We start from the raw sequence: 21,001 nt of genomic DNA on the forward strand, positions 1-21,001 counted from the left end.
GCCTTCCTCGCTGCGCTCGCAATGACGGTGGAAGGGATTTGGCAGCGCGTCGAACCAGGTTCGCACAATTATTGCCGCCGCTCGGAAGTTGTGCCTACCGGTTCTGATAGTAATCCCAGACCAGGAAGGCCGGGAATGGGATCATGATGGCGAAGAAAATCCAGTCGAACATCTGAGGCATGGCGAGATCCATTCATTCGGGGGTCTCTGCAATCTACCGATGCGAACCGCCGAAGTTCCTGGAGCGGGCGCCCGCCTCCCCGGCTAATCCCAGAAGTGGGGTCGGCTTTCTTCGAGGTTCGGTCCGAGCCGAACCGCCGCGACCTTGATGGCGAGGCCATCCGCCTGGGTCTCCACCGCGACGCCGCAGAGCGTGGCCTCGCCGCCGGCCACTTCCCAGCGGGAGCCCGGCGTCTTCTGGATCATCCGCCGGATCGGCTCATCCTTCTGCATGCCGATCACCGAGTCGTAATCGCCGCACATGCCGGCATCCGACATGTAGGCGGTGCCGCCGGGCAGGATCCGGTGATCGGCCGTGGGCGTGTGGGTGTGGGTGCCGACCACGAGGCTGGCGCGGCCGTCGAGATAATGGCCGAAAGCCTGCTTCTCGCTGGTGGCCTCCGCGTGGACGTCGACCACCACGGCGTCGGCGGCGGCCCCGAGCGGGCAGGCGGAAATCTCACGCTCGACGGCGGTGAACGGGTCGTCCATGGCGTCGAGGAAGACCCGGCCCATCACGTTGACCACCAGCACCCGGGCGCCGCCCTGCGTCTCGACCACGGTGGCGCCGCGGCCGGGGGTGCCGGGCGGGTAGTTCGCCGGCCGCACCAGGCGCGGCTGTCGGGCGATGAACACAAGCGCCTCGCGCTGGTCGAAGCTGTGATTGCCGAGTGTCACAGCGTCGGCCCCGGCCTGGATCAGCTCGTCACAGATCGACTCGGAGATGCCGAAGCCGCCGGCGGAATTCTCGCCGTTGACCACGACGCAGTCGAGCCGCCAGCGCTCCCGTAGCTTGGGCAGGCGCTCGCACACGACAGTACGGCCCGGGCGACCGATGACGTCGCCGAGAAAGAGCAGCCGCATGGATCAGGACTTCCTGTCGAACCGGGTCACACCCGATTCGGTGATCACGAACTGGAGTGGCCGGTCATGCGGCTCGGCCGGCACGCGATCAACCCGCTGGACGGCGAATCCGACCCCGACGGTGAGGACGGGCCGTGTGCGGGACAGCCGCGTGATCGCGCCATCGTAGTAGCCGCGGCCATAGCCGATGCGCTGGCCTGTGCCATCGAAGGCAGCGAGCGGCACGATCAGAGCGTCGGGCTCCACCGGGGGCAGGGATGCGTCCGGCTCGCTCAGGCCGAAGCGGCCGGCCACCAGCGCGTCCCCGGCCCGCCATTCCCGGAAGATCAATCCGTCCGGGGTGACGTGCGGCAGTGCGACAGCCTGGCCGCGGGCAAGGAGGCCCTCGGCGGCGGGACGCGGATCGACCTCGCTGCGGATCGGCCAATAGGCGCCGACCAATCGGGCCTCGACGAGTTCCGGTAGGGCGAGGAGCGCCTGGACGATGCGCGCAGAGGCGTCGTGCCGAGCAGCCTGTGCGAGCGCGTCGCGCGCAGCCAGGGCGGCGCTGCGCAACTCGGCCTTGAGGACCGCATCGGTCTTGGAGAGGCCGGCTTCAGGAGAGGAAGAGTGCGGAGCCACGTGAGCCGTTGGAGGATCGATCCCGGGAAACCTACAGAGTAGGTGGGCGCCGTGTTGGCCAAGTCCAGGGACGAGGCCAGGGACAGCTCCCGAGGGAGTCGATAAGGCCCCGGGGAAAGTGCTCCTGACGAACTCTGCAGCCCCGCCTCCGCAATGTAGCGATCTCGGGGGGCTCCCGCCAGGGCCGGGGGAAGCGAAATATCGACCGGCCGCGATCAGCCCGGCCGCTCGCGTGCGGTGAGAATCTCAGCGCGCTCGGTCGACCGCTCCGGCGATGACCGCACGGGTGCCGGCCAGGATCTCGGCCCGCACGGTTTCGGTGGGGGCCGCGTCCCAGAGCCGGATCAGTTCGATCAGGCCAGCCTGCGGCATCAACGCGGGGTCGGTGAAGAACGTGTCGACCGGCACACCGACGACCGCGGCGATCCGCGAGAGCTTGTCGCGCAGGGAACGCCGCACAGGCGCATCGGGCCGGATCGTCACGTTCACAGTCATGGAACAGCCACCCTGATGGACCGAATTCCCACGATATCAGACATTCTCAAACCGGAATTCAATCTATGCAATTAATCCCTCCGAATTAAAGCACGTATAAGTTGCGTTATCCACCATAGGGATATGGATCCGCCAGCCGGATACCGTTTTGGCGACTGAAAGCGGAAGGTCGACAGGCCGAAGCAATCAGGCGCGGCGCGGGATCCGGATCCGCGGCGCCCGTGCCGAGCCGTCGATGCATTCGAGGCCGCCGCCGGTGTTCAGGGTATGGAGGCGGCTCCCGGACCAGGACGGGCCGGGCTCGACACGGCCGATCAGGGTCTGGGCGAAGCCCTCCGGGTCGAGGCGGTCGATCCGTGCCAGCCCCAGGGCGCGGCCATACCCCTGCGCGCAATCCTGAACCGGGCGGATCAGGCGGCCGCCGCGCTCGACGATGCGCCCGGCGGGCCGGGCGGTGGCGGGGTCGATCAGCACCGGATTGGCCGGATGCGGCGTATAGGGGCCGCGGAAATCGGGGGCCGACCAGAGACACAGCGCGTCGTGGTAGGATCCCGAACCCGCGAGCGCGTTGGGGCCGGTATCCCGCGAAGTGGCGAAGATCCACCAGCGGCCGTCTCGCTCGAGGAGTGTCGCGTCGCTCGCGACCACGCCCGTGAGCAGCGTCGCCTCCTTCACCCAGCCACCGGGGTAGCGGGTCGCGCGGTAGAGATCGACCGTGCCGGACGCCGAGCTCTCAGGTACCATCCAGGCCTCGCCGTCGCGCTCGAACACGAACGGGTAAGAGAGGTGATGGGCCTCCTCCAGTACCGGGACAGGTGTGCCTTCGGGGCCGTGCGGACCGAAGCGAACGGCGGAGATGATCGCCTTGCCGGTCGCGTGCGGGAATTCCTCAACGAAGACGTGCGTGCTCCCGGCGAAGGCCAGGGGGAACGGGTCGGCATAGAAGCGGTGGCCATCATCCGGCAGGGTGTTCCAGCCGGTCTCGGGATGGCGCCCGAGATCGATCAGGTCAGGCCCGTCGAGGCGGCGCCAGCCGCAGCGCCAATGCGGGGCGCGGTAGCAGAGATGGTACAGGCGGTGGACCACAGCACCGGCCAGCATCCGGGCGGTGCGGCGGCCGAGTTCAGTCCCCGACAGGGTCCGTCCAGGCTCGGAGGGCGGCACGGGCGCGGCCGAGACGGGCGCGCTGGCCCCGGCTGCCCGGCGGCCCAGGGCGGCGACGACCAGCGTCACCGTCCGGGCGAGCGCGTCGTCAACACCGGCGAGCAGGATGCCCGGCCGGTCGGTCCCGAGCCGTCCCGCGGCGAGGATTTTCCCCGCCTCAATAAGAGTCAACCGCGGCACAGCCCCGGCGAGTAGGCTCGCCATCAGGGCGCTGTCGCCGAGCCGATCGTCATAGGCGATCTGCCAGACCGCCGGGCCGGACGGGAGATCGCCGCAGAGGTCGAGCACCAGATCGGGATTCGCGTCGGGCCGCCGCCATGGGTTGAGGGCGGTCGGCGGCAGGCGTTCCGAGCCGAGGCGCGGCAGGCCGTGGATCAGGGCCTCCAGGCGGAACAGCAGTTCGATCGTGTCGGGCCATCCATCCGGAAGCGCAGCGGCATCGACGCTGACGGCCCGGATGCCGCGGATGTCGGCGATTCGCTGCAGCAGGGCGATCTGCCAGCGGCGCGGCTCGGCGCCGTCCAGACGAACTCTCACATGCATGATGAGCGCCCTCACTCATAGCGCTCGCCGCCGAAGTGGATCCCGGTTTGGCGAAAGAGAGCGCGTGGCATCAGGATGCGGAAGCCGCACGCGGTCGCGTGCAGCTTCGTGGCGACGATCCGCCGGATGGCGCCCGCGGATCCGATCTAATTCCCAAACGGTAACGGGAACGATAACTCTACCGGCAGCCGAATTGGGATGAGGGCGTTTACCAGATGCCGAGTAATCGGTGCTTGGGCCGACGACCCTCGGCAGTCTTGAGGGATTGTCAGCAGTCCGCGCGACTCTTGCAGTTGAGGATGGAGCCCGCGAGGGACCGACCGAGTTCGAGACGATGGTGACCGATCGTGGCACAGATCGACCGTAACATTGCCGTCGCGAGCTGGCTTGCGCCGGTCCATTCGGCACAGCCGGAACGGGCGGGCCCGACCCGGCCCGACACCACCGCCGAGTTCGGCGACCTGTGGCGCATCCTGTTGCGGCGCAAGCGGACCGTGCTGGGAACGGCTCTGGTGCTGGGCCTGCTGGTCTTGGCCTATGCCCTCATCACCCCGTCCCTTTACACCGCCACCGCGCAGATCCTGATCGACCCGCGCGACCGGCAGGTGGTGCTGAACGACGTCAATCCGGGTGCCCTGTCGCCGGATGGCGGCATCGCCCAGGTCGAGAGCCAGGTGAAGGTGATCGAGTCCGACGCGGTCCTGGGCCGGGCCGTGACGCAGGCGGGACTGGAGAGCGAGCCGGGCTTCGGGGTCGCCCAGCAGGGCCTGATCTCCCGCACCATCGCGTCGCTGCGCGAGATGGTGCTCGGGCCGAAGGCGGAGCGGCCCGGGGATCCCCGCGGCCGGGCCCTCGACCAGCTGCGGCGCAAGCTGGCGGTCAAGCGCGCCGACAAGGTGTTCGTGATCGACGTGGTCGTCACCACGGTGGATCCGGATCTCTCGGCCCGGATCGTCAACGCGATCGCCAACGCGTACCTCGCCGACCAGACGGAGGCCCGCTCCGATGCGGCCAAGCGCGCTTCGGGCGACCTGCGCGGGCGCCTCGACGAGTTGCGCAACGCGGTGAACGCCGCCGACAAGAAGCTCGAGGATTACAAGGCGCGCAACGGGCTGATCACCTCGAGCGGCCGGCTCGTGAACGAGCAGCAGCTCACGGATTCGAATGCCCGGCTGGTCGCAGCGCGCGGTCGGACCGCCGAGGCCAAGGCGCGCCTGCAGGGCATCAAGGATGCGCGCGGCCAGGCGATCGGCTCCGGGGCGATGCCGGAGGCCGTCCAGTCCTCGGCGGTCGACCGGCTGCGTGGGCAATATGCCGAACTCGCCGCGAAGGAAGCGGATCTGCGCACCAATCTCGGCGAGCGCCATCCCTACATCGCCGCCGTGCGCACGCAGATGCAGGACGTCCGCCGACTGATCGACGCCGAGCTGAACCGCATCGCCGGCGCGGCCGAGACCGAGTACCAGCGCGCCCTGGCGAACGAGAAGTCGATCGCCGCCGATCTGGAGAAGCTGCAGCGGCAATCGGCGGTGACCGCGCAATCCTCGGTCCAGCTGCGTGAATTGGAGCGGGAGGTCGAAGCCGCCCGCACCGTCTACAACACGTTCCTGGTCCGCACCCGCGAGATCAAGGAGCAGTCGGCCATCGACAGCTCGAACGCCCGCATCATCACGTCGGCCCGGCCACCGCAGGATGCGAGCTGGCCGCCGCGGCTGATCCTGGTCGCCGCCGCCCTGGCGGGCGGCCTCGGGCTCGGCGCCGGCCTCGCGCTGACGCGGGAATATCTGGAGCCGACGGTACTGTCGCCGCGCCAGCTGGAGCGTCTGTCGAACGCGCCCGTCGTGGCGGTGATCCCGGGGCTGCAGCCGGGCGGGGCCAACACGGCGGCTGCGAGCTTCACCCTGGACCATCTCGCTACCGCAGCGGGCACCCGCGGCCGGTCCCTTGCGCTGCTGGTCACCTCCGGAGAGGCGGAGGCGACCGAGCGTCGGGCGGTGATCGCGCTGCTCGCCTCGGTGGCGGTGGGACGCGGCGACCGGGTGCTGCTGGTCGATGCGGACCTGCGCGCCGACGGCGCCGGCACGGCCGGCCTCCTCGACGTGCTGCGCGGCGAGCAGAGCCTCAACGCGGTGACGCAAATCGATGCGAAGACCGGCGCCCGGCGGATCGGGCTCGGCGACACGCAGAAACCGATCCGCGACGCACTGGTGCCGGCCAATATCGAGCGCTTCCTGGCCGGCGTGAAAGGCCGGTTCGAACTGGTGATCGTCGACGGCGGCGTGCTGTCCGAGAACCTGCGGCTCGGTCCGATCGCGGCGGCCGCGGACCGGCTGCTGCTGGTCGTCTGCAACGGCGCCACCCGCCAGCGTGACCTGATCGACCTCGTCGACACCTCCGAGGCTCTGGGCCGCCCCGTCTCCGGCTCCCTGCTGCTTGACCGGCGCAGCGCGTGAGCACGGCCCGGCCAGCGGGCTTCGCGCACCGGCAGGCGGCGCGGTCGCGGCCGGAACCGCGCCTCGGCGGCCTGGCGCGATTCGAATCGTTGGCCTTCCTGCTGCTGACCGTGGTTCTGGTCGGCGTCTCGGGCGGCCTGCTCTGGGCCCTCGGCCTCAACTACGACGGGATCAGCGGGTCCGCGCCCTCGAAGATCCATCCGGCAACCTACATGGCGGTGGCGCTCGTCGGCTGGACGATGCTGCGCGCCGGCAACCCGGTGATCCCGGTGGCCCAGGCGCTCAACCGCCGCCCGGCCTGCGTGCTTCTCGCCACCTGCGGCGTGTTGCTGCTCGTGCTGATCGCGGCCCGGGGCGGCACGGGGCTGGCCGGCTCGATCGACACCTTCGTGCTGGCCGGGCTGATCCCGATCCTGCTCATGGATCGCGACACCGCAACCCTGCGGCGGATCGAGACAATCTTCCACCTGATGATGCTCGCCAATGCGCTGCTCGGCCTGTTCGAGTTCGCCAGCGGCCAGCGTTTCTTCCCCTTCCGGTTCGACGGCATGGCGTTCGAGACCGACACGCGCTCGGCCGCACTCCAGGGCCACCCGCTGGTCAACGCGACCCTCACCGCCTGCTACATCCTGGCGCTCGCCAAGGGCGGCGGCCGGCTGAACCCGGCGCTCCGGGCGGGAATGATCGCCGTTCAGCTCGTGGCACTCGTCACGTTCGGCGGCCGGTCGGCGACGGTCACGACCCTGGCGCTCGGCGGGATGGTCGGGCTGTTCGCCCTCAACCGGACCCTGCGGAGCAACCGGATCCCCCTGATCGGGGCGGCCTGCGCCTGCTTCGTGCTGACGGCGCTGCCGGTGATGGTCGCGGTGCTCGCGGCAGTGGGGTTCTTCGACACGCTGCTCAGCCGGTTCGTCTCGGATGGCGGCAGCGCCCAGGCCCGGGTCGACATGCTGGCGATCTTCGACGCGATCCCGTTCCGGCAATTGCTGCTGGCCCCCGACCTCCTGCAGGTGAGCACCCTGCGGCGGATCTACGGCCTGGAATGGGGCATCGAGAACTCGATCGTCTCCGACGTGCTCTACCACGGCATTCTGGTGACGATGCTTCTGGTCGTCGCGGTGGGGCTCTATCTCGGCGAGATCGCCCGGACCTGTCGGCGTGGCGTTTGGCTGCCGATCCTCACCTTCGTGATCCTGATCAACACCTTCGAGGGCCTGGCCGGCAAGACAACCATGCTGGCGAAGTTCGCGCTGATGCTGATCGTGTTGTTTCCGCCGGGTGCGACCCGGGAGCGTGGCTGACGCCGCTGCGGGCCCTCCCCCCGGTCCCCCCTTCTCATCCTGGGGCGCGAGCGCTGCGAGCCGCGAAGGAGCCCTTCAGGAATCGCGCGGCTGGCTGGAGGCCTCCTCCGAGGCCCTCGCTTCGCTTCGTCGCCTCGGGTTGAGGGGGTAGGTGGAAGGAGACGCCTCTGGGCGAACCCGCTTACGGACGTCTGCCAAGCCCCAGCGCCGCGACCAGCGCCGGATCGATGGCGTGGGTGTCGTCCATCAGACCGAGCCCGTCGAACAGGTTCCAGAAGGACCAGCCGAAACCCGCCTGCTCCGCTGCCCGCCGCACGTCGCCGAGATAGGCGGTCCGGTCGGCGGCCCGAGAGGCCGTGTAGCGGGCATCGGTGCGCAAGGCTCCGAACTCCCCCATCAGCACATGCCGGGCCGGGATCCCGTAGAGGTCGGCCCAGGCCGAGACCGGGGCCAGTTCCTTCGCCAGATAGGCCGGTCCCGGCTCCGCCGCGCCGTACTCGCGCAGCTTCGCCTCGATCACCGCGAGGTCCCGGGCCTTCTCGGCCTGCGAAATCTTGGGGTCGGCCGCCATGCGGGCTCGGACCGCCGCCAGGGTTTCGGGCAGGCGCGCCGGATTGCCCGGCCAGGGCACGGCATTCAGCCAGCGGTAGAACGGTTCCTCGGTGAGCCAGGTCGCGCCCTGGTGGGAGAGCAGGTACGGCTCGTAGAAGTGGAAGGTGTAGAGCAGCGGCGCGAACCGGGCGAGGGTCGCCGGGTCGAGGCTGGTCAGACCGGAGACCAGGCTGCCGCAGGCGCCGGTCGCCACCAGGGTCAGGTCCGGCGCGGCCTCCCGGGCGGCGGTGAGAAGCCCCGCCTGGACCCGGGTCCAGGCGCCGGCCCCGCAAGCCTGCGGCGGCTCGTTCACCGGCTCCAGCGCCACCCGGCCGCTGCCCTTCCGGGCGCAGAGCCGGGCGAGTTCGGCGATCAGCGCGCGATAGGTCGGGTAGAGCGGCGCCCGATCGGAGCCGTAGAAGGCGTCGGGCGTGTAATGGTGTGTGGCGGCATTCGCCTGAACGTTGACGAGGACACGCATCCCGGTCGCCAACACCGCGTCGATCGCGTTGGACAGCATGCCGAAGAGTTCGGAACGGCGTGCGCCCGTGAACGCCATGAACGGTCCGGGATCCAAGGGAAGCCGCGTGAAGTCGAAGCCGAGCCCGGCCAGCCGGCGCAGGTCGTCGTGGGTCGGGATCGGGCGATCGGCCTGGAACGGCGGCCAGGCATAATCGGTCCGGGGCGCCGGAAATTCGGTTGTCAGCGAGAACCACGGCCACAGGGCAATGCCGCGGCGGAGCGGTAGCGGCTCGGTGACGGCCGAGGCCGGGAGCGCGCAGGTCCCTGCGGCCGCGAGGCCGCCGGCCAGGACATCCCGCCGGCTCGCCCTCATCCGTCCGTCCCAGCCGTGGCCCGGGCGGGGCTCGCGTCGACCCGGGATCTCGCCGCCGCCGAAGCAGGCGTCGGGAAGCCACCGACCCGGCACAACTCGCTCTCATAGGCCGCAAGCACGTCGTCCCAGCGGAAGCTCTCGGCTCGCGCCCGCGCCGCAGCGGCAGCGGTCGCCACCGCAGCGTCGTCGGCGATCACACGCTCGATGGCGTCTGCACAGCTGTAGCCGTCCGTGAAGTAGAACTGGCCGTCACCCGCGGTACCGCGGTTGAACGGGTTGTCGTGGGCGATCACGGCATTGCCGGCCCACAGCGCTTCAACCAACGACGGGTTCGTGCCGCCGACGGTGTGACCGTGGAGATAGGCGCGGGCGTGGACGCGCAGGCTCTGGACCAGTTCCGGCTCGTAGATCGCCCCCGGCATCAGAACCTCCAGCCCGGCGGCGTCCTCGACCGCCCGGTGATAGGCATTGCCGACCTTCAGGGTTCCCAGCACCACCAGCCGCATGCCCCTCGGCTTGCGGGAGAACGCTTCGACGAGGGTCAGGATGTTGTTGTCAGGCTCGATGCGGGCGATCGAGATCAAGTACCGGCCGGGTTCGAGCCCGAGCGGCGGCGGCCTCAGTTCTGCCGGGGGCGGATCGCCTCCGTAGGGGATCGTCGCGATGGCCTGCCGCGGGCGGCGGCGGGCGAGATGGTCCGCGATGGCCGGATGGTCGGCGACGAGCCGCTGCGACGACCAGGCCGCGATCCACTCGCTCACATAGAAGAACGCCCGCACCGGCAGGGGCCATTTCGGTCGGCGCCACTCGATCCCGTCCATGTTGGTCAGAATCCGCCCCCCGCGCGCCCGCAGGTACGGCAGGAACGCCGCGCCGTTGTAGCCGAGGACGAGGCAGACGCCGCCCCGCGCCGCCGCGTCGCGCACGCAGAACGCATCGAACGCCAAGGTCGCGGCCGGGCCGCGTAGGGCCACCTCGACGGTGATCAGCGTGATGCCGTTCCAGGTTCGGGTCGAGACCCGATCCCGCACCCGTTCAACCTCCTCCTGACAATACACGCCGACCCGCCAACCGCGATCGGCGAGATAGAACGCGAGTCGTTCCGCGAAAGTCTCGAAGCCGCCATGGGCGGCCGGAATCCCGCGCGTCCCAAGAATAAGTAGTGTGGGCGCATCGACGGGCACGGCTCTTCCTTTTCTGTGAGCGGCTCATATTGTACAGCGATAGGAATAACGGTCGCCTAAATAGGCGATACAACCCACGGTTGTTACATCCTGATAAGTATTCATCTTATGGTAGATAGCTCGATACTCGCGACATCTTCTAGCTCAGTTGGCACCGGCCCGGCACCGCATCCCTTCGCCCTGCGCCCGGATTCCGCCCAGACCCTGCGCCGCGACGCGTTCCCCGCCGAGGCGCGCGCCACCGGGACCACGGGGACGTTCGCGTTTCGGCGCGCTCCGGCGCTTGGCCCGGTCACGCGCATCACCTGCGTGCACCAGGGTTTCGAGCTCTACGGTTCGGATCGCTGCTTCATCGAGACGGTGCGGACCATCCGGGCCGCTCATCCGGCCGCGCAGATCGACGTAGTCCTGCCCCGGCACGGGCCGATCGTGGCGGCGCTAGAGCCCTATGCCAGCGCCATCGTGATCGAGCCCCTATGGATCCTGCGGCGGAAGAACCTCGCGCGGCTCGCCACGCTGGGGATGATGGCACTGCCCTTCGCGATGGCCCGGGCGCTTCGGCGCATCCGCAACAGCGACCTCGTCTACATCAACACCACCGTGGTCGCCGACTACCTGCTGGCCGCCCGGTTGCTGCCGGGGCGCAGCATCGTCCACGTGCATGAGATCCCGGAAGGCGCCGTGCTGAAGGTCCTGCGCGGGCTGATCCGCTGGAGCGGCGCCAACGTGGTGTTCAATTCCCGCGCCACCGAACGCACCTACGCCCTGCCCGCGGAATCGACGGCACGCGTCGTCTATAATGGTATCGCCGGGCCGACAGAGCCGAATGGTCGGGACTATGACGGCACGCGCCCCCTGCGGGTGCTGATGCTCGGCCGGATCAGCCGGATCAAGGGGCAGGACGTTCTGGTCGAGGCTTTGGCTTCCCTGCCCGAGGCCATCCGCAGCCGGATCGAGCTCAAGATCGTTGGCAGCGCCTTCGAGGACGCCGCCCGCGAGGAGGCGCTGGCCGCACGCATCGCCGAGACCGGCCTGTCGAAGCAGGTCACGCTCCAGCCCTTCATGGACGATCCGTCCGAACTCTACCGGTGGGCCGACGTGGTGACGATGCCGTCGCAGCGCCCGGAATCGCTCGGCCGGGTGGCGATCGAGGCGATGTCCTACGGCGTGCCGCCGCTGGTCACCGATATCGGCGGCCTCCCGGAGGTGGTGGCCGACGGCAAGACGGGCTGGATCGTCCCCCCCGGCGGCCCGGAGCCGATCGCCAACGTGCTCGCCCGCATCGCCACCGATCCGGCCAGCTGGCGCGGTTTCGGCGCGGCGGCCCGGGCGCGCTACGAGAGCCTGTTCTCGGAGGCCTCGGCGGCCGAGGGGATCGACGCCATGGTGCGGTCGACCCTGCGGCGGGCCCGCAACAGCGACGCAGCGGTGACGGTGGAACGGACCGCGCGCCCGACGGCCTGACCGCGGCGTTTTTGCTTGTCGCGCGGTTGCGACCGGAATTCGACTTCCATCGATCTTCGGTGGACAATCACCGGTGCTGTCGGATTCGGTAAGTACCAGTCGATGATAATGACCGCTTGGCCAGACGCTGGCGGCCCGGCGGCTTTGTCGGAGCTGCGGGTCTCACTCGCCGCGCGCGTCGGGCGTCTGAGAGGTTAGTCCGGCCGTCGCCCGCCGGCATGCGGGCCGGCCCGGCGGAGGGAAGGCCTCGTCATGGATGTCGTCCAGTTCATCACGCGGATCATCGACAAGGTCTCGGCCGAGAACCTCGTCGCCGCCGGCATGCTATTCGCGACCGCGTTCGGCTGCGCCCTGATCGCGTACCTGCGCACCGCGGAACGCTACTCGTTCGCCGAGTTCTTCGAATTCGCGTTGCCGCACGCGGTGATGACCCACCCCTCCGCCCGGGCCGACCTGCTGTTCTACATCACCCGCAAGGCGATCATGCCGTTCCTGCTGATCCCGGCCGGGGTCACTTTCGTGGTGGCGGTGGGCTACGCGACCAATCGGGTGCTGGGCACAATCTTCGGCATCGATCAGCCGGTCTTCGGTGAACCCGGTCCGGTGACCGTGGTGCTGTTCACGCTCACCATGCTGCTGGCCTACGATCTGTCCTACTACCTCTACCACACGGCCCAGCACCGCTACCCGTTCCTGTGGGAGCTGCATAAGGTCCACCACTCGGCCGAGGTGATGGTCGGCATCACCAAGGACCGCGTTCACCCTCTCGACGAGCTGATGAACCGCGCCTGGGATGGGGTGATCCCGGGGATCTGTTTCGGCATCTGGAGCCTGGTCGCCCTGAACCCGGTCGAGCTGACGGTGTTCGGGATCAACGTCTACATCATGCGCAACATCCTGATGATGGACTTCGTGCGCCACACGCATTTCAAGATCTCGTTCGGGCGGCTCAACGCCGTCATCCTGTGTCCGCACTGGCACCAGCTCCACCACTCGACGGCGCCACAGCATTACGACAAGAACTTCGGGCTGCTGTTCTCGTTCTGGGACCGCCTGTTCGGGACGCTGCACGTCCCGCATCCGAACGAGGATTTCACCTTCGGCCTCGTCGATCGGGATGTGGCCGATTATCAATCCCTTTCGGGGCTTTACCTCCTGCCCCTCAAAAAGATGGGCCGGCGGATCGCCCGGCAGGTTCGGCGCCTGCGCGGCATCCCGGCTCAGCCTCGCTCTGGCGCCTGACCATGTCCCCTGAACGCTTCGAGATCGTCCGCACCGCCGAGCGGCTGGCCGCCGTCGGACCGGCCTGGACGGATTTGTGGACCCGCAGCGACGCCCTGGTGTTTCAGAGCCATCCCTGGGTCTCGGCCTGGTGGGCCAGCGCCCCCGACCGCGAGCGGCGGGCCCTGGCGATCGTGCTGGCCTGGCGCGGCGACACCCTGGTCGGCGTGCTTCCGCTGGCGACCGTCCGGCGAAAAGGCTTTCGCGTGCTCGAATGGGCCGCCAAGGACTGCTCCGATTTCGGCGACGCCGTGCTGGCGGATCGCACGAATGCCGGGCTCGTCCGGCGGATGTGGCAGCAGGCCAGCCGGGCCGGCGGCTTCGATCTCGCCTATCTCAACCGGCTCCTGCCCGACGCCGCCGCGCGGGCGCTGCTGACCTCCATCTCGGGCAGCACACGGCTACGCCTCAACCATCGCGACGAGGCGAACTGGCGGGTGCGTGGTCCCTGGCCCACCGGGCAGGCCTGGTTCGACGCACAGTCGAAGAAGACCCGCCAGAATTACCGGCGCGGCCAGAAATTCCTAGGCGAGCAGGGCCCGCTGACCTTCCGGCTGCTCGGCCCCGAGGAACCGCTCTGGCCCATTCTGAATCAGCTCACGCAGTTCAAGCGGGCCTGGCTCGCGACTCACAACCTGCCCTCCACGGCCTTCTACGACGAGGGCTCCCAGGCCCTGCCCGCGATGGTCCGCGTGCTGCAGGAGACGGGGCTGCTGCACGCCTTCGTGCTCGAATGCGGCGGCGCCCTCGTCGCCGTCTCAATCAACTTCGTCCAGGCCGGCACGATGATGGCTTTCGTCACCACCTACGATCCGGCCTTCGAGCGCGGCTCGCCCGGCATGGTGCTGATGATGGACTACATCATGTGGTCGATCGACCGTGGGCTGCACACGGTCGATTTTCTCTGCGGCGACGAGGGCTTCAAGGGCCGCTTCGGCACCGAAAGTCTGACCCTGGCCTCGATGATGGGCGGCCGCACCCCGCAGGGCGCGGCGGCGCATCTCGTGGACCGTACGCGGCACGCGCTGCAACAGCGCTTCGGCAAACTGGAGGGCGCAGAGGCACCGGCGGCTGAGGCTGCAGCCTGACGGACTGAACCCACGGCACTCAGGTCAATCCTGAGCCGCCTTCGGAGTCGGCATACCTGCGGAGGCTCAGAGCGGTCGCGCTATGAAATCACCGCGGCCGCCGGCGCCTCGACCCCCACCCGTCCCGCCAAACGGCGAAACGCCGCCACCGACCACACGAGCGTCGCGATCTCGGACGCCAGAAGTCCGAGCAGCGCAGTGGCTGGCGGCAGCAGGAGGAGCAGCGGCACCATAAGGGCGAAGCCCAGGGCAGCGCTCGCCACCGCCCCGGCGGTGATCGTCCGGAAGGCGGCGCAGGCTTCGAGGTAGGCGCGTGGGATCGCGTAGAGCAGCGACGTCGTCACGACGGCCCAGACGCCCAGCCCGATCCAGCCCATGGCCTCACCAGCGAAGCGCCCCTTGAAAAGCACCTGCTCGATCAGCGGCAGGGTCGCGGCCATGATAAAGCCGTAGACCAGGCAGGCACAGCCGATCAGCAGAACGTGGCGCATCACGAGCCGCCGGGCGGCTTGGACTTGCCCGGCGGCCAGGAGGCCGCTGATCTCGGGTAGGACCATGTTCATCAGCGCGCTCGTGGGGATCCGCAACGGCGCGTAGAGCACCAGCGTTGCGGCGATAGGCGCGTAGGCGGCCGGCCCGGCCAGCAGAGCGAACAGGAGCGTCAGGCCCTGGCCCTGCACGGTGAGGCTCGTGACCCCGGCGAGCGACCAAGCCAGGGTCCGCCAGATCGCCCGGTAGCGTGCCCGCGCCCGGGGATGGAGCGAGATCCGCAGGCGCTGGCGCAGGGCCCCGTAGGCCACCGCGATGGCGATGGCATGCGCCAGAGCGATCGCCAGGAACGCCCGGTCGAGCAGAGCCGTGCCCTCGCCGCTCACCCCACGCCAGACGAACAGCGCGCCGCAGATCGCGTAGACAAGGTCGCTCAGCCCTGCGATCCGCGGTCGTCCGCGGGCGAGCAGCACGATTCGCAGATAGCTGCGGAAGCCGTAGAGCCCCACGAAGGCCCCGGCCGCCAGGGCGCCGGGGCCGATCACCGGAACGAGCGCCACGGTCGTGGCGAGCGCCATCAGCACGGAAACCAGGACCGCGCCGGAGCCGAACATCACGTCGTAGCCGAGAGCCGCCGGGCGGCCGAGGCTCCGGGCCAGATGGAGCGTCGCCGGTACCGCCACCAAAGCGCGGATATAGGTGATGCCGACGGCCCCGACCGTGAACACGATCGCGAACAGCCCGTAATCATGCGCCCCGAGTTCGCGCACCAGCAGGATGTTCAGCGCGAAGTGGAACAGGCTCTGGATCAGCTCTCCGGACAGGATCACGGCGAACCGTCCGGACAGGCCGGCGCGCACCGTCGCCGCGAGGCGCAGGCTGCGGGCCGGCATGGGAATCGTCTCACCGGGTCGCGGCATGAGTCTCGGCATGATCGTGTGTGCGGCATCCATCCGGGGACGACGGCCGCGCTTCGCCCGGAGGATCTAGAAGCGGCGCCCGTCGCGGCATCCGCATTCGCCCGGCGGACATACGGAAACTATCACCCGCTCGCTTCCGTTCGGTTTCCCGCGTCGTGGCCGAGCCCGTGTGCGAGTGCGGCGAGGCAACGGGTGACGTCATCTAGGTCGGCCCAGACATGGGGGCTGAAACGCAAGGCCCCCGACCGCTCGCTCACGAAGACGTTGGCCGCCTGGAGGCGATCCACCAAGTGTTTGGGCAGCCCGCCGGGCACACGTGCCCCGAGGATGTGGCCGGCACGCAGGTGGGGCTGTGGGATAGCAAGGCCGAGTTCGGCGACGCCATCAGCGAGGTGATCGGTGAGCCCACGCAGCCGCATCGCGATGGATGGCGCCCCCCATGCGGCGATCAGCTCAAGGCCGGTCGCAGCCATCGCAAGGGCCACGGGATCGTTCAGTTCACTGCGGTCGTAGCGTCGGGCACCCACGGCAGATGAGCGGTTTCCCGTATGCTCCTCGATCGGCACCCCTTGCTGCCGATGGGGCGCCGCATAGAGGAACGCGACACCATACGGGCCGAGTGCCCATTTGTAGGTCGGGAAGGCGAGAAAATCCGGCCGCCAGCGGGCCACGTCCACGGGCATCGCACCCACGGCCTGCGTTGCGTCGATCACCAAGGCCGCACCGGATGCATGCACCGCCGGTGCGAGCCGATCGAGGTCGATCAGGCCGCCATCGGTCCAATGCAGGGGCGTCAGGGTGGCGATGGCGAGCGGGTTTGCCGCCGGCCGACGGATCGTCTCCAACACGGCGCCGGTCCAGTCCCCATCCGGAGGTCGGGGAACCTCCTCGACGAAGAGATCGTGGGCGGCCGCCAGCCGATCGAAAGCGTAGCGCAGGGACGGGAACTCATCTTCAACCCGCAACAGGCGTCCGCCCGGCGCGGGAACGAGATTGCGCGCCGCCGTCGCCATGGCGTGGCTGACGGAGCCCACGATCGCGATGTCATCGGCACCAGCCCCGATCAGTTGGGCTGCAACCGCGCGGGTCCGCTCGGCGAGAGCCGGTATCCCCGTCCTGGGATAGGTCCAGGGCCGGCTCTTCATCAGGATGCCGGCCTCACCGGCCGCTCGAACGGCGCGGGGCAGCGGCGACCAGGCTGCGGCATCCAGGTAGGCGACGTCCGCCGGCACCTCGAACAGGTGGCGCTGGCAGGGAATCGCTTCGATGCTCGGCATCATCGGGCAAGCGTAGAGGATCGTACGCGATGCCGCCATGGTCCGGGCTTGATCGCTCCGCCCCGATGCCGCAAGCCGGCAGGCCACAGCCCCGCGAGGCCCCCGTGCCGACCCGCTCCTTGTCCAAGACTGCCAGCGCGTCACGATGGGACGCCTGAGCCGCGACTGCTTTGACGTAGCACCCGCACCGATGCGGGTCGCCGACGCGGTGGCGCTGCTGCGCGCGCGGCTGCCTGTCCTGTCGGGGATCGAAACGGTTTCGATCGATCGCGCGGACGGACGTGTCCTGGCGGAGGATCTGATCGCCCCGATCGACCTGCCCCCGTTCGATAATGCGGCGGTCGACGGCTATGCCGTGCGGGCCGGCGACCTTGCGCCCGGGGGCGAGACACGCCTGCCGCTGAGCGGCCGCGTTCCGGCCGGTCACGCGCCCGCCGATCCCGGGCCGGGCTTCGCGGTGCGGATCTTCACGGGGGCGCCGATACCGCCGGGCACCGACACGGTGGCGATGCAGGAGGATGTCCGGATCGATGGCGAGGCGGTGATCATGCCCACCGGCCTCGCCACGGGCGCCAACCGCCGCCGGGCCGGGGAGGATGTCGCGCAGGGCAGCCGCGCGATCCTGGCCGGTACCCGGCTGGGGCCGCGCCACCTTGCGCTCGCCACCGCATTCGGCCTGCCCGCCTTGCCCCTGCGGGTACCGCTCAAAGTCGCTCTGTTCTCCACGGGCGACGAACTGACGCCGCCCGGCCAACCGCTGCTGCCAGCCGGCATTTACGACGCCAACCGGCCGATGCTCGCCGCCCTGCTGAAGAGGCTCGGAGCCGACCCCGTCGACCTCGGCATCCTGCGCGACGCGCCCGGCCCCCTGCGCCAGCGCCTCGAAGCGGCGGCCGCCACACACGATCTGATCCTCACCTCCGGAGGCGTTTCGGTGGGCGAGGAGGATCACGTGCGCAACGCCGTGGAGGCGTCGGGCGCGCTGACCTTCTGGCGGCTGGCGATGAAGCCCGGCCGGCCGGTGGCCCTGGGCCAGGTGGCGGGAACCCCCTTCGCCGGCCTCCCGGGCAACCCGGCCGCCGCCTACGTCACCGCCCTGGCCGTGCTCCGCCCCCTGGTGCTCCATCTCTCGGGCGCGCGGGACGATGCGCCGACCCTGACGGTACGCAGCGGTTTCGCCCGGGAGAAGCGCCCCGGCCGGCGGGAATATTTGCGCGTCTGCCTGCGTGTCGGCGCCGACGGCATGCCCGAGGCTCTGCCCGCACCCGGCGGCGCCCTGTCCGGCCTGTCGATCAGCGATGGGCTGGTGGAACTGGCCGAGGATCTCACTGCGATCCGGATCGGCGATGCCCTGCCCTATCGGTCACATGGAGATCTGGGCTGACCTGTTGCTCCCGCCCATGACTCTGTAGAGCGTCAGGCCCGATCACGCCGACCCGTTCGAGATATCGTGCCCCTGCTTGCCGACCGCGCGCCCGCCAAAGTCAACCTCACGCTCCACGTCCTCGGGCGGCGTGCCGGCGACGGCTATCATGAGCTGGAGAGCCTGGTGGCTTTCGCGGGCACCGCCGATCGGCTGACGCTGGACCCCGGCGCACCGCTCGGCCTGACTGTCAGCGGCCCGACCGCCGGTCCGGCTGGGCCGAACGCGGACAATCTCGTCCTGCGCGCCGCCCGCGGGCTGGCGGCGCGGGTGCCGTCGCTGCGGATGGGGGCCTTCCATCTGGTCAAACGCCTGCCGGTGGCGGCCGGCATTGGCGGAGGCTCGTCCGATGCCGCGGCCGGCCTGCGTCTGCTCGCGTGCCTCAACGGCCTGCCGCTCGATCATCCGGCCATGATTGCCGCCGCCCGCGAGACCGGAGCCGACGTGCCGGTCTGCCTCGATCCGCGGGCGCGGATGATGCGCGGCGCCGGGGAAGAGATCGGCCCCGTCCTCGGCCTCGCGCCGCTGCCGGCAGTGCTGATCAATCCCGGCGTTCCGGTACCGACCGCGCCGGTGTTCAAGGCCTTGGGCCTGACGGTCGGGCAGCGTCTCGACGGCGCGGCCCATCCCATAGTCGCCGAGCGTCTCGGCGCGGATGCCCTCGTGGCGGCCCTCGCCCCGGCGCGGAACGACCTGGAGGCGCCGGCTCTCACGGTCGCCCCAGTGATCGGCGAGGCCCTGGCAGCGCTGCGGGACCAGGCCGGATGCCGCCTCGCGCGGATGTCGGGCTCGGGGGCGACGGTCTTCGCCCTGTTCACCGACCGGCGCGCGGCGGTGAGGGCCGCCGCCGCCCTGCGGGCCGCCCATCCGGGCTGGTGGGTGGCGCCGACCTTCCTGCGCTGACCGGAGGGACGGATCCCGTCAGCCCCCGATCGCACCCGCCGGCGCCCGGCCGCGGCGGAAATAGGCCCGGCGCTCGGCCTCGGCCCGAACCGTCGTGGCGCGCACCTGCAGCAGGTCCTTGCGGGTCAGGAGGCCGACCAGCACGCCGGTTCCCGGATCGGTCACCGGCAGGCGGCCCTGCCCGGCCGAAAGCATCACGTCGAGGGCGTGCGAGATCACGTCGCCCGGGTGAACCACCGCCAGGCTGGTATCCGACACGCGCTCCGCCAGCGTGCCAACGGCCGCATCGCCCTCTCCCGTCTCCACGGTCCAGCGGAGCGCATCGTCGCGGGTGACGAGCCCCACCGGCCGGCCGGCGCTGTCGAGAACGGGATAAGCGTGATGATCACCGGTGGTGATCGCCGCCAGCGCCTCGGCGAGTGGAAGATCACCGCTGAGGGTGACGACGTCGCGGCTCATCACCGCCTCGACCCGGGCGAGGTCGTAGGGGTCGATGCCGTATTCCCGGGTCACGTGCTGGCCGCGCCGAGCGATCTTCTCCGTGAGGATCGAGCGCTTGAGCAGCAGCACGGTCACCGCATAGGCCGCCATGGTGGCGGCGAGCAGCGGCGCCAGGGCGGCGACGTCGCCGGTCACCTCGACGGCAAACACCACCCCGGTGAGCGGTGCCGGTAAGGTGCCGCCGAGCATCGCCGCCATGCCGAGCAGGGCCCAGAAGCCGTGCGCGCCCGGGAGAACGAGGCCGATCAGCCAGCCGATCGCCCCACCGAGGATCAGCAGCGGCGCGAGCACGCCCCCGGAGGTGCCCGAGGACAGAGCCGCGAGCCAGATCACCGCCTTCACGACGAGAATCGTCAGAACGGCGCCGGCCAGCAGATGCCCGGCGAGGAGGTCACGGATCACATCGTAGCCGACGCCGAGCGCCCGGGGCTCGATCAGGCCGCCGAGGCCGACCACGAGGGCGCCGATGGCGGGCCACCACATCCAGTGGATCGGCAGCCGGCCGAACCCGTCCTCCAGCGCGTAGAGCGCGCGGGTCAGCGCGCCCGAGATCAGCCCGCAGGCGATGCCGAGCAGGACGCAGGCGGGAAGCCCCCACCACGGCAGGGCAGGATTGTCGGTGAAGGGGAACAGTGGCCCCGCCTCGAACAGCGCCGGGCGCCAGCACGCCGCCGTCACCGCCCCAACCGTCACCGGCACGAGGCTGCGCGGTCGCCACTCGAACAGCAGCACCTCGACGGCGAGCAGCACGGCCGCCACCGGCGTCCCGAAGATCGCCGTCATGCCGGCGGCAGCGCCCGCCACCAGCAGGGTCTTCCGCTCGGCCGAGCTGAGATGGAAGAACTGCGCGAACAGGGATCCCACCGCGCCGCCCGTGACGATGATCGGTCCCTCGGCGCCGAACGGGCCGCCGGTACCGATCGCCACCGCCGACGAGAGCGGCTTGAGCACGGCCACCTTGGGCGACATCCGGCTGCCACCGATCAGGATCGCCTCCATGGCCTCCGGGATGCCGTGGCCGCGGATCTTCTCCGAGCCATAGCGAGCCATCACGCCGACGATCAGCGCGCCGATCACCGGGATCGCGATCATCCACGGCCCGGGCGTGGCGCCGGCCAGGGATGTCAGGGCGGTGTCGAAGCGGCCGTACCAGACGGCATTGGTCACGAGACCGATCAGCGACAGCAGGATCCAAGCGGTGCCGGAGGCCGCTGTCCCTGTGATCACCGCCAGCCCGGCCAATGTCAGCACGCGTCGGTCCGCACTGAAATCGCCGAGCGCTCTCCGCAACGGCATGTCGCCGCTGCGCTCGATTTCTGATCCGCCGTCCATCCGATACTCCAATCTGCCCCCGTCAATTATATCGCAACACGATACATTCAATG

At 69.8% G+C, this 21,001-nt stretch carries 16 protein-coding genes and 1 other RNA gene; 7 read left to right on the forward strand and 10 right to left on the reverse strand.

Going from position 1 to position 21,001, the window contains the following annotated elements:
- Positions 1-264: 264 nt before the first annotated feature.
- The 5 genes from MKK65_RS06135 to MKK65_RS06155 form a co-directional block, all read right to left on the reverse strand.
- Entirely contained in the window at positions 265-1,083 is an 819-nt protein-coding gene (locus tag MKK65_RS06135; protein WP_058194782.1) for a TIGR00282 family metallophosphoesterase, read from the reverse strand.
- Between the two features lie 3 nt (positions 1,084-1,086).
- Positions 1,087-1,704 carry a 5-formyltetrahydrofolate cyclo-ligase gene (locus MKK65_RS06140; RefSeq protein ID WP_243956316.1) on the reverse strand — a complete coding sequence of 206 codons (618 nt, stop codon included), beginning with the start codon at positions 1,702-1,704 and terminating at the stop codon, positions 1,087-1,089.
- A non-coding RNA gene (gene ssrS / locus MKK65_RS06145) (6S RNA) lies at positions 1,694-1,850 on the reverse strand. The genes MKK65_RS06140 and ssrS overlap by 11 nt, the downstream gene beginning before the upstream one ends.
- Before the next feature lie 100 nt (positions 1,851-1,950).
- Positions 1,951-2,199, reverse strand: a complete 249-nt coding sequence (locus MKK65_RS06150; RefSeq protein ID WP_243956318.1) for a hypothetical protein — start codon at positions 2,197-2,199, stop codon at positions 1,951-1,953.
- Positions 2,200-2,385: 186 nt separating this feature from the next.
- The gene (locus MKK65_RS06155; protein ID WP_243956320.1) at positions 2,386-3,906 is read right to left on the reverse strand and encodes a formyl transferase; all 1,521 of its coding nucleotides are present in this window, start codon (positions 3,904-3,906) and stop codon (positions 2,386-2,388) included.
- A gap of 347 nt (positions 3,907-4,253) precedes the next feature.
- Here MKK65_RS06155 and MKK65_RS06160 point away from each other — a divergent pair, with 347 nt between their 5' ends.
- Entirely contained in the window at positions 4,254-6,359 is a 2,106-nt protein-coding gene (locus MKK65_RS06160; RefSeq protein WP_243956322.1) for a GumC family protein, read from the forward strand.
- On the forward strand, positions 6,356-7,660 hold the full coding sequence (locus tag MKK65_RS06165) for a VpsF family polysaccharide biosynthesis protein (protein ID WP_243956324.1): 1,305 nt from the start codon (positions 6,356-6,358) through the stop codon (positions 7,658-7,660). The genes MKK65_RS06160 and MKK65_RS06165 overlap by 4 nt, the downstream gene beginning before the upstream one ends.
- A 181-nt stretch (positions 7,661-7,841) precedes the next feature.
- Here MKK65_RS06165 and MKK65_RS06170 read toward each other — a convergent pair whose 3' ends face one another.
- Positions 7,842-9,086 carry a glycoside hydrolase family 5 protein gene (locus MKK65_RS06170; protein WP_243956326.1) on the reverse strand — a complete coding sequence of 415 codons (1,245 nt, stop codon included), beginning with the start codon at positions 9,084-9,086 and terminating at the stop codon, positions 7,842-7,844.
- A complete protein-coding gene (locus tag MKK65_RS06175; RefSeq protein WP_243956327.1) occupies positions 9,083-10,270 on the reverse strand; it encodes a DUF1972 domain-containing protein in 1,188 nt (395 codons plus the stop codon). The genes MKK65_RS06170 and MKK65_RS06175 overlap by 4 nt, the downstream gene beginning before the upstream one ends.
- A gap of 108 nt (positions 10,271-10,378) precedes the next feature.
- On the opposite strand from MKK65_RS06175, the gene MKK65_RS06180 reads away from it, so the two are divergent.
- The 3 genes from MKK65_RS06180 (at position 10,379) to MKK65_RS06190 (ending at position 14,103) form a co-directional block, all read left to right on the forward strand.
- Complete coding sequence (locus MKK65_RS06180) at positions 10,379-11,734, forward strand: glycosyltransferase family 4 protein (protein ID WP_243956329.1); 1,356 nt, start codon at positions 10,379-10,381, stop codon at positions 11,732-11,734.
- 252 nt (positions 11,735-11,986) lie between these two features.
- The gene (locus MKK65_RS06185; protein WP_243956331.1) at positions 11,987-12,976 is read left to right on the forward strand and encodes a sterol desaturase family protein; all 990 of its coding nucleotides are present in this window, start codon (positions 11,987-11,989) and stop codon (positions 12,974-12,976) included.
- Positions 12,977-12,978: 2 nt separating this feature from the next.
- The gene (locus MKK65_RS06190) at positions 12,979-14,103 is read left to right on the forward strand and encodes a GNAT family N-acetyltransferase (RefSeq protein WP_243956333.1); all 1,125 of its coding nucleotides are present in this window, start codon (positions 12,979-12,981) and stop codon (positions 14,101-14,103) included.
- Positions 14,104-14,183: 80 nt separating this feature from the next.
- On the opposite strand, the gene MKK65_RS06195 is transcribed toward MKK65_RS06190, so the two are convergent.
- On the reverse strand, positions 14,184-15,512 hold the full coding sequence (locus MKK65_RS06195) for a hypothetical protein (protein WP_243956335.1): 1,329 nt from the start codon (positions 15,510-15,512) through the stop codon (positions 14,184-14,186).
- Between the two features lie 122 nt (positions 15,513-15,634).
- Entirely contained in the window at positions 15,635-16,828 is a 1,194-nt protein-coding gene (locus MKK65_RS06200; protein ID WP_243956337.1) for an aminotransferase class V-fold PLP-dependent enzyme, read from the reverse strand.
- A 106-nt stretch (positions 16,829-16,934) separates the two neighbouring features.
- On the opposite strand from MKK65_RS06200, the gene glp reads away from it, so the two are divergent.
- Together glp and MKK65_RS06210 are read left to right on the forward strand one after the other, a co-directional pair.
- Positions 16,935-18,173 (forward strand): gephyrin-like molybdotransferase Glp, encoded by a 1,239-nt coding sequence (glp, locus tag MKK65_RS06205; RefSeq protein ID WP_243956346.1) that lies wholly within the window; start codon positions 16,935-16,937, stop codon positions 18,171-18,173.
- A 66-nt stretch (positions 18,174-18,239) separates the two neighbouring features.
- A complete protein-coding gene (locus MKK65_RS06210; RefSeq protein ID WP_243956348.1) occupies positions 18,240-19,115 on the forward strand; it encodes a 4-(cytidine 5'-diphospho)-2-C-methyl-D-erythritol kinase in 876 nt (291 codons plus the stop codon).
- Positions 19,116-19,133: 18 nt separating this feature from the next.
- Here the strand turns inward: MKK65_RS06210 and MKK65_RS06215 are convergent, their stop codons facing one another.
- On the reverse strand, positions 19,134-20,948 hold the full coding sequence (locus MKK65_RS06215) for a chloride channel protein (RefSeq protein ID WP_243956356.1): 1,815 nt from the start codon (positions 20,946-20,948) through the stop codon (positions 19,134-19,136).
- Positions 20,949-21,001 lie beyond the last annotated feature (53 nt).

The sequence above is a fragment of the Methylobacterium sp. J-001 genome, from assembly GCF_022829565.1.
Classification (GTDB): domain Bacteria; phylum Pseudomonadota; class Alphaproteobacteria; order Rhizobiales; family Beijerinckiaceae; genus Methylobacterium.

What these genes read in the sequence shown, in the direction of transcription:
- MKK65_RS06135 (WP_058194782.1), bottom strand. Translation starts at nt 1,083, where the DNA reads ATGCGGCTGCTCTTTCTCGGCGACGTCATCGGTCGCCCGGGCCGTACT.
- MKK65_RS06150 (WP_243956318.1), bottom strand. Translation starts at nt 2,199, where the DNA reads ATGACTGTGAACGTGACGATCCGGCCCGATGCGCCTGTGCGGCGTTCC.
- MKK65_RS06155 (WP_243956320.1), bottom strand. Translation starts at nt 3,906, where the DNA reads ATGCATGTGAGAGTTCGTCTGGACGGCGCCGAGCCGCGCCGCTGGCAG.
- MKK65_RS06170 (WP_243956326.1), bottom strand. Translation starts at nt 9,086, where the DNA reads ATGAGGGCGAGCCGGCGGGATGTCCTGGCCGGCGGCCTCGCGGCCGCA.
- MKK65_RS06180 (WP_243956329.1), top strand. Translation starts at nt 10,379, where the DNA reads ATGGTAGATAGCTCGATACTCGCGACATCTTCTAGCTCAGTTGGCACC.
- MKK65_RS06185 (WP_243956331.1), top strand. Translation starts at nt 11,987, where the DNA reads ATGGATGTCGTCCAGTTCATCACGCGGATCATCGACAAGGTCTCGGCC.
- MKK65_RS06190 (WP_243956333.1), top strand. Translation starts at nt 12,979, where the DNA reads ATGTCCCCTGAACGCTTCGAGATCGTCCGCACCGCCGAGCGGCTGGCC.
- MKK65_RS06195 (WP_243956335.1), bottom strand. Translation starts at nt 15,512, where the DNA reads ATGCCGCGACCCGGTGAGACGATTCCCATGCCGGCCCGCAGCCTGCGC.
- MKK65_RS06200 (WP_243956337.1), bottom strand. Translation starts at nt 16,828, where the DNA reads ATGGCGGCATCGCGTACGATCCTCTACGCTTGCCCGATGATGCCGAGC.
- glp (WP_243956346.1), top strand. Translation starts at nt 16,935, where the DNA reads ATGGGACGCCTGAGCCGCGACTGCTTTGACGTAGCACCCGCACCGATG.
- MKK65_RS06215 (WP_243956356.1), bottom strand. Translation starts at nt 20,948, where the DNA reads ATGGACGGCGGATCAGAAATCGAGCGCAGCGGCGACATGCCGTTGCGG.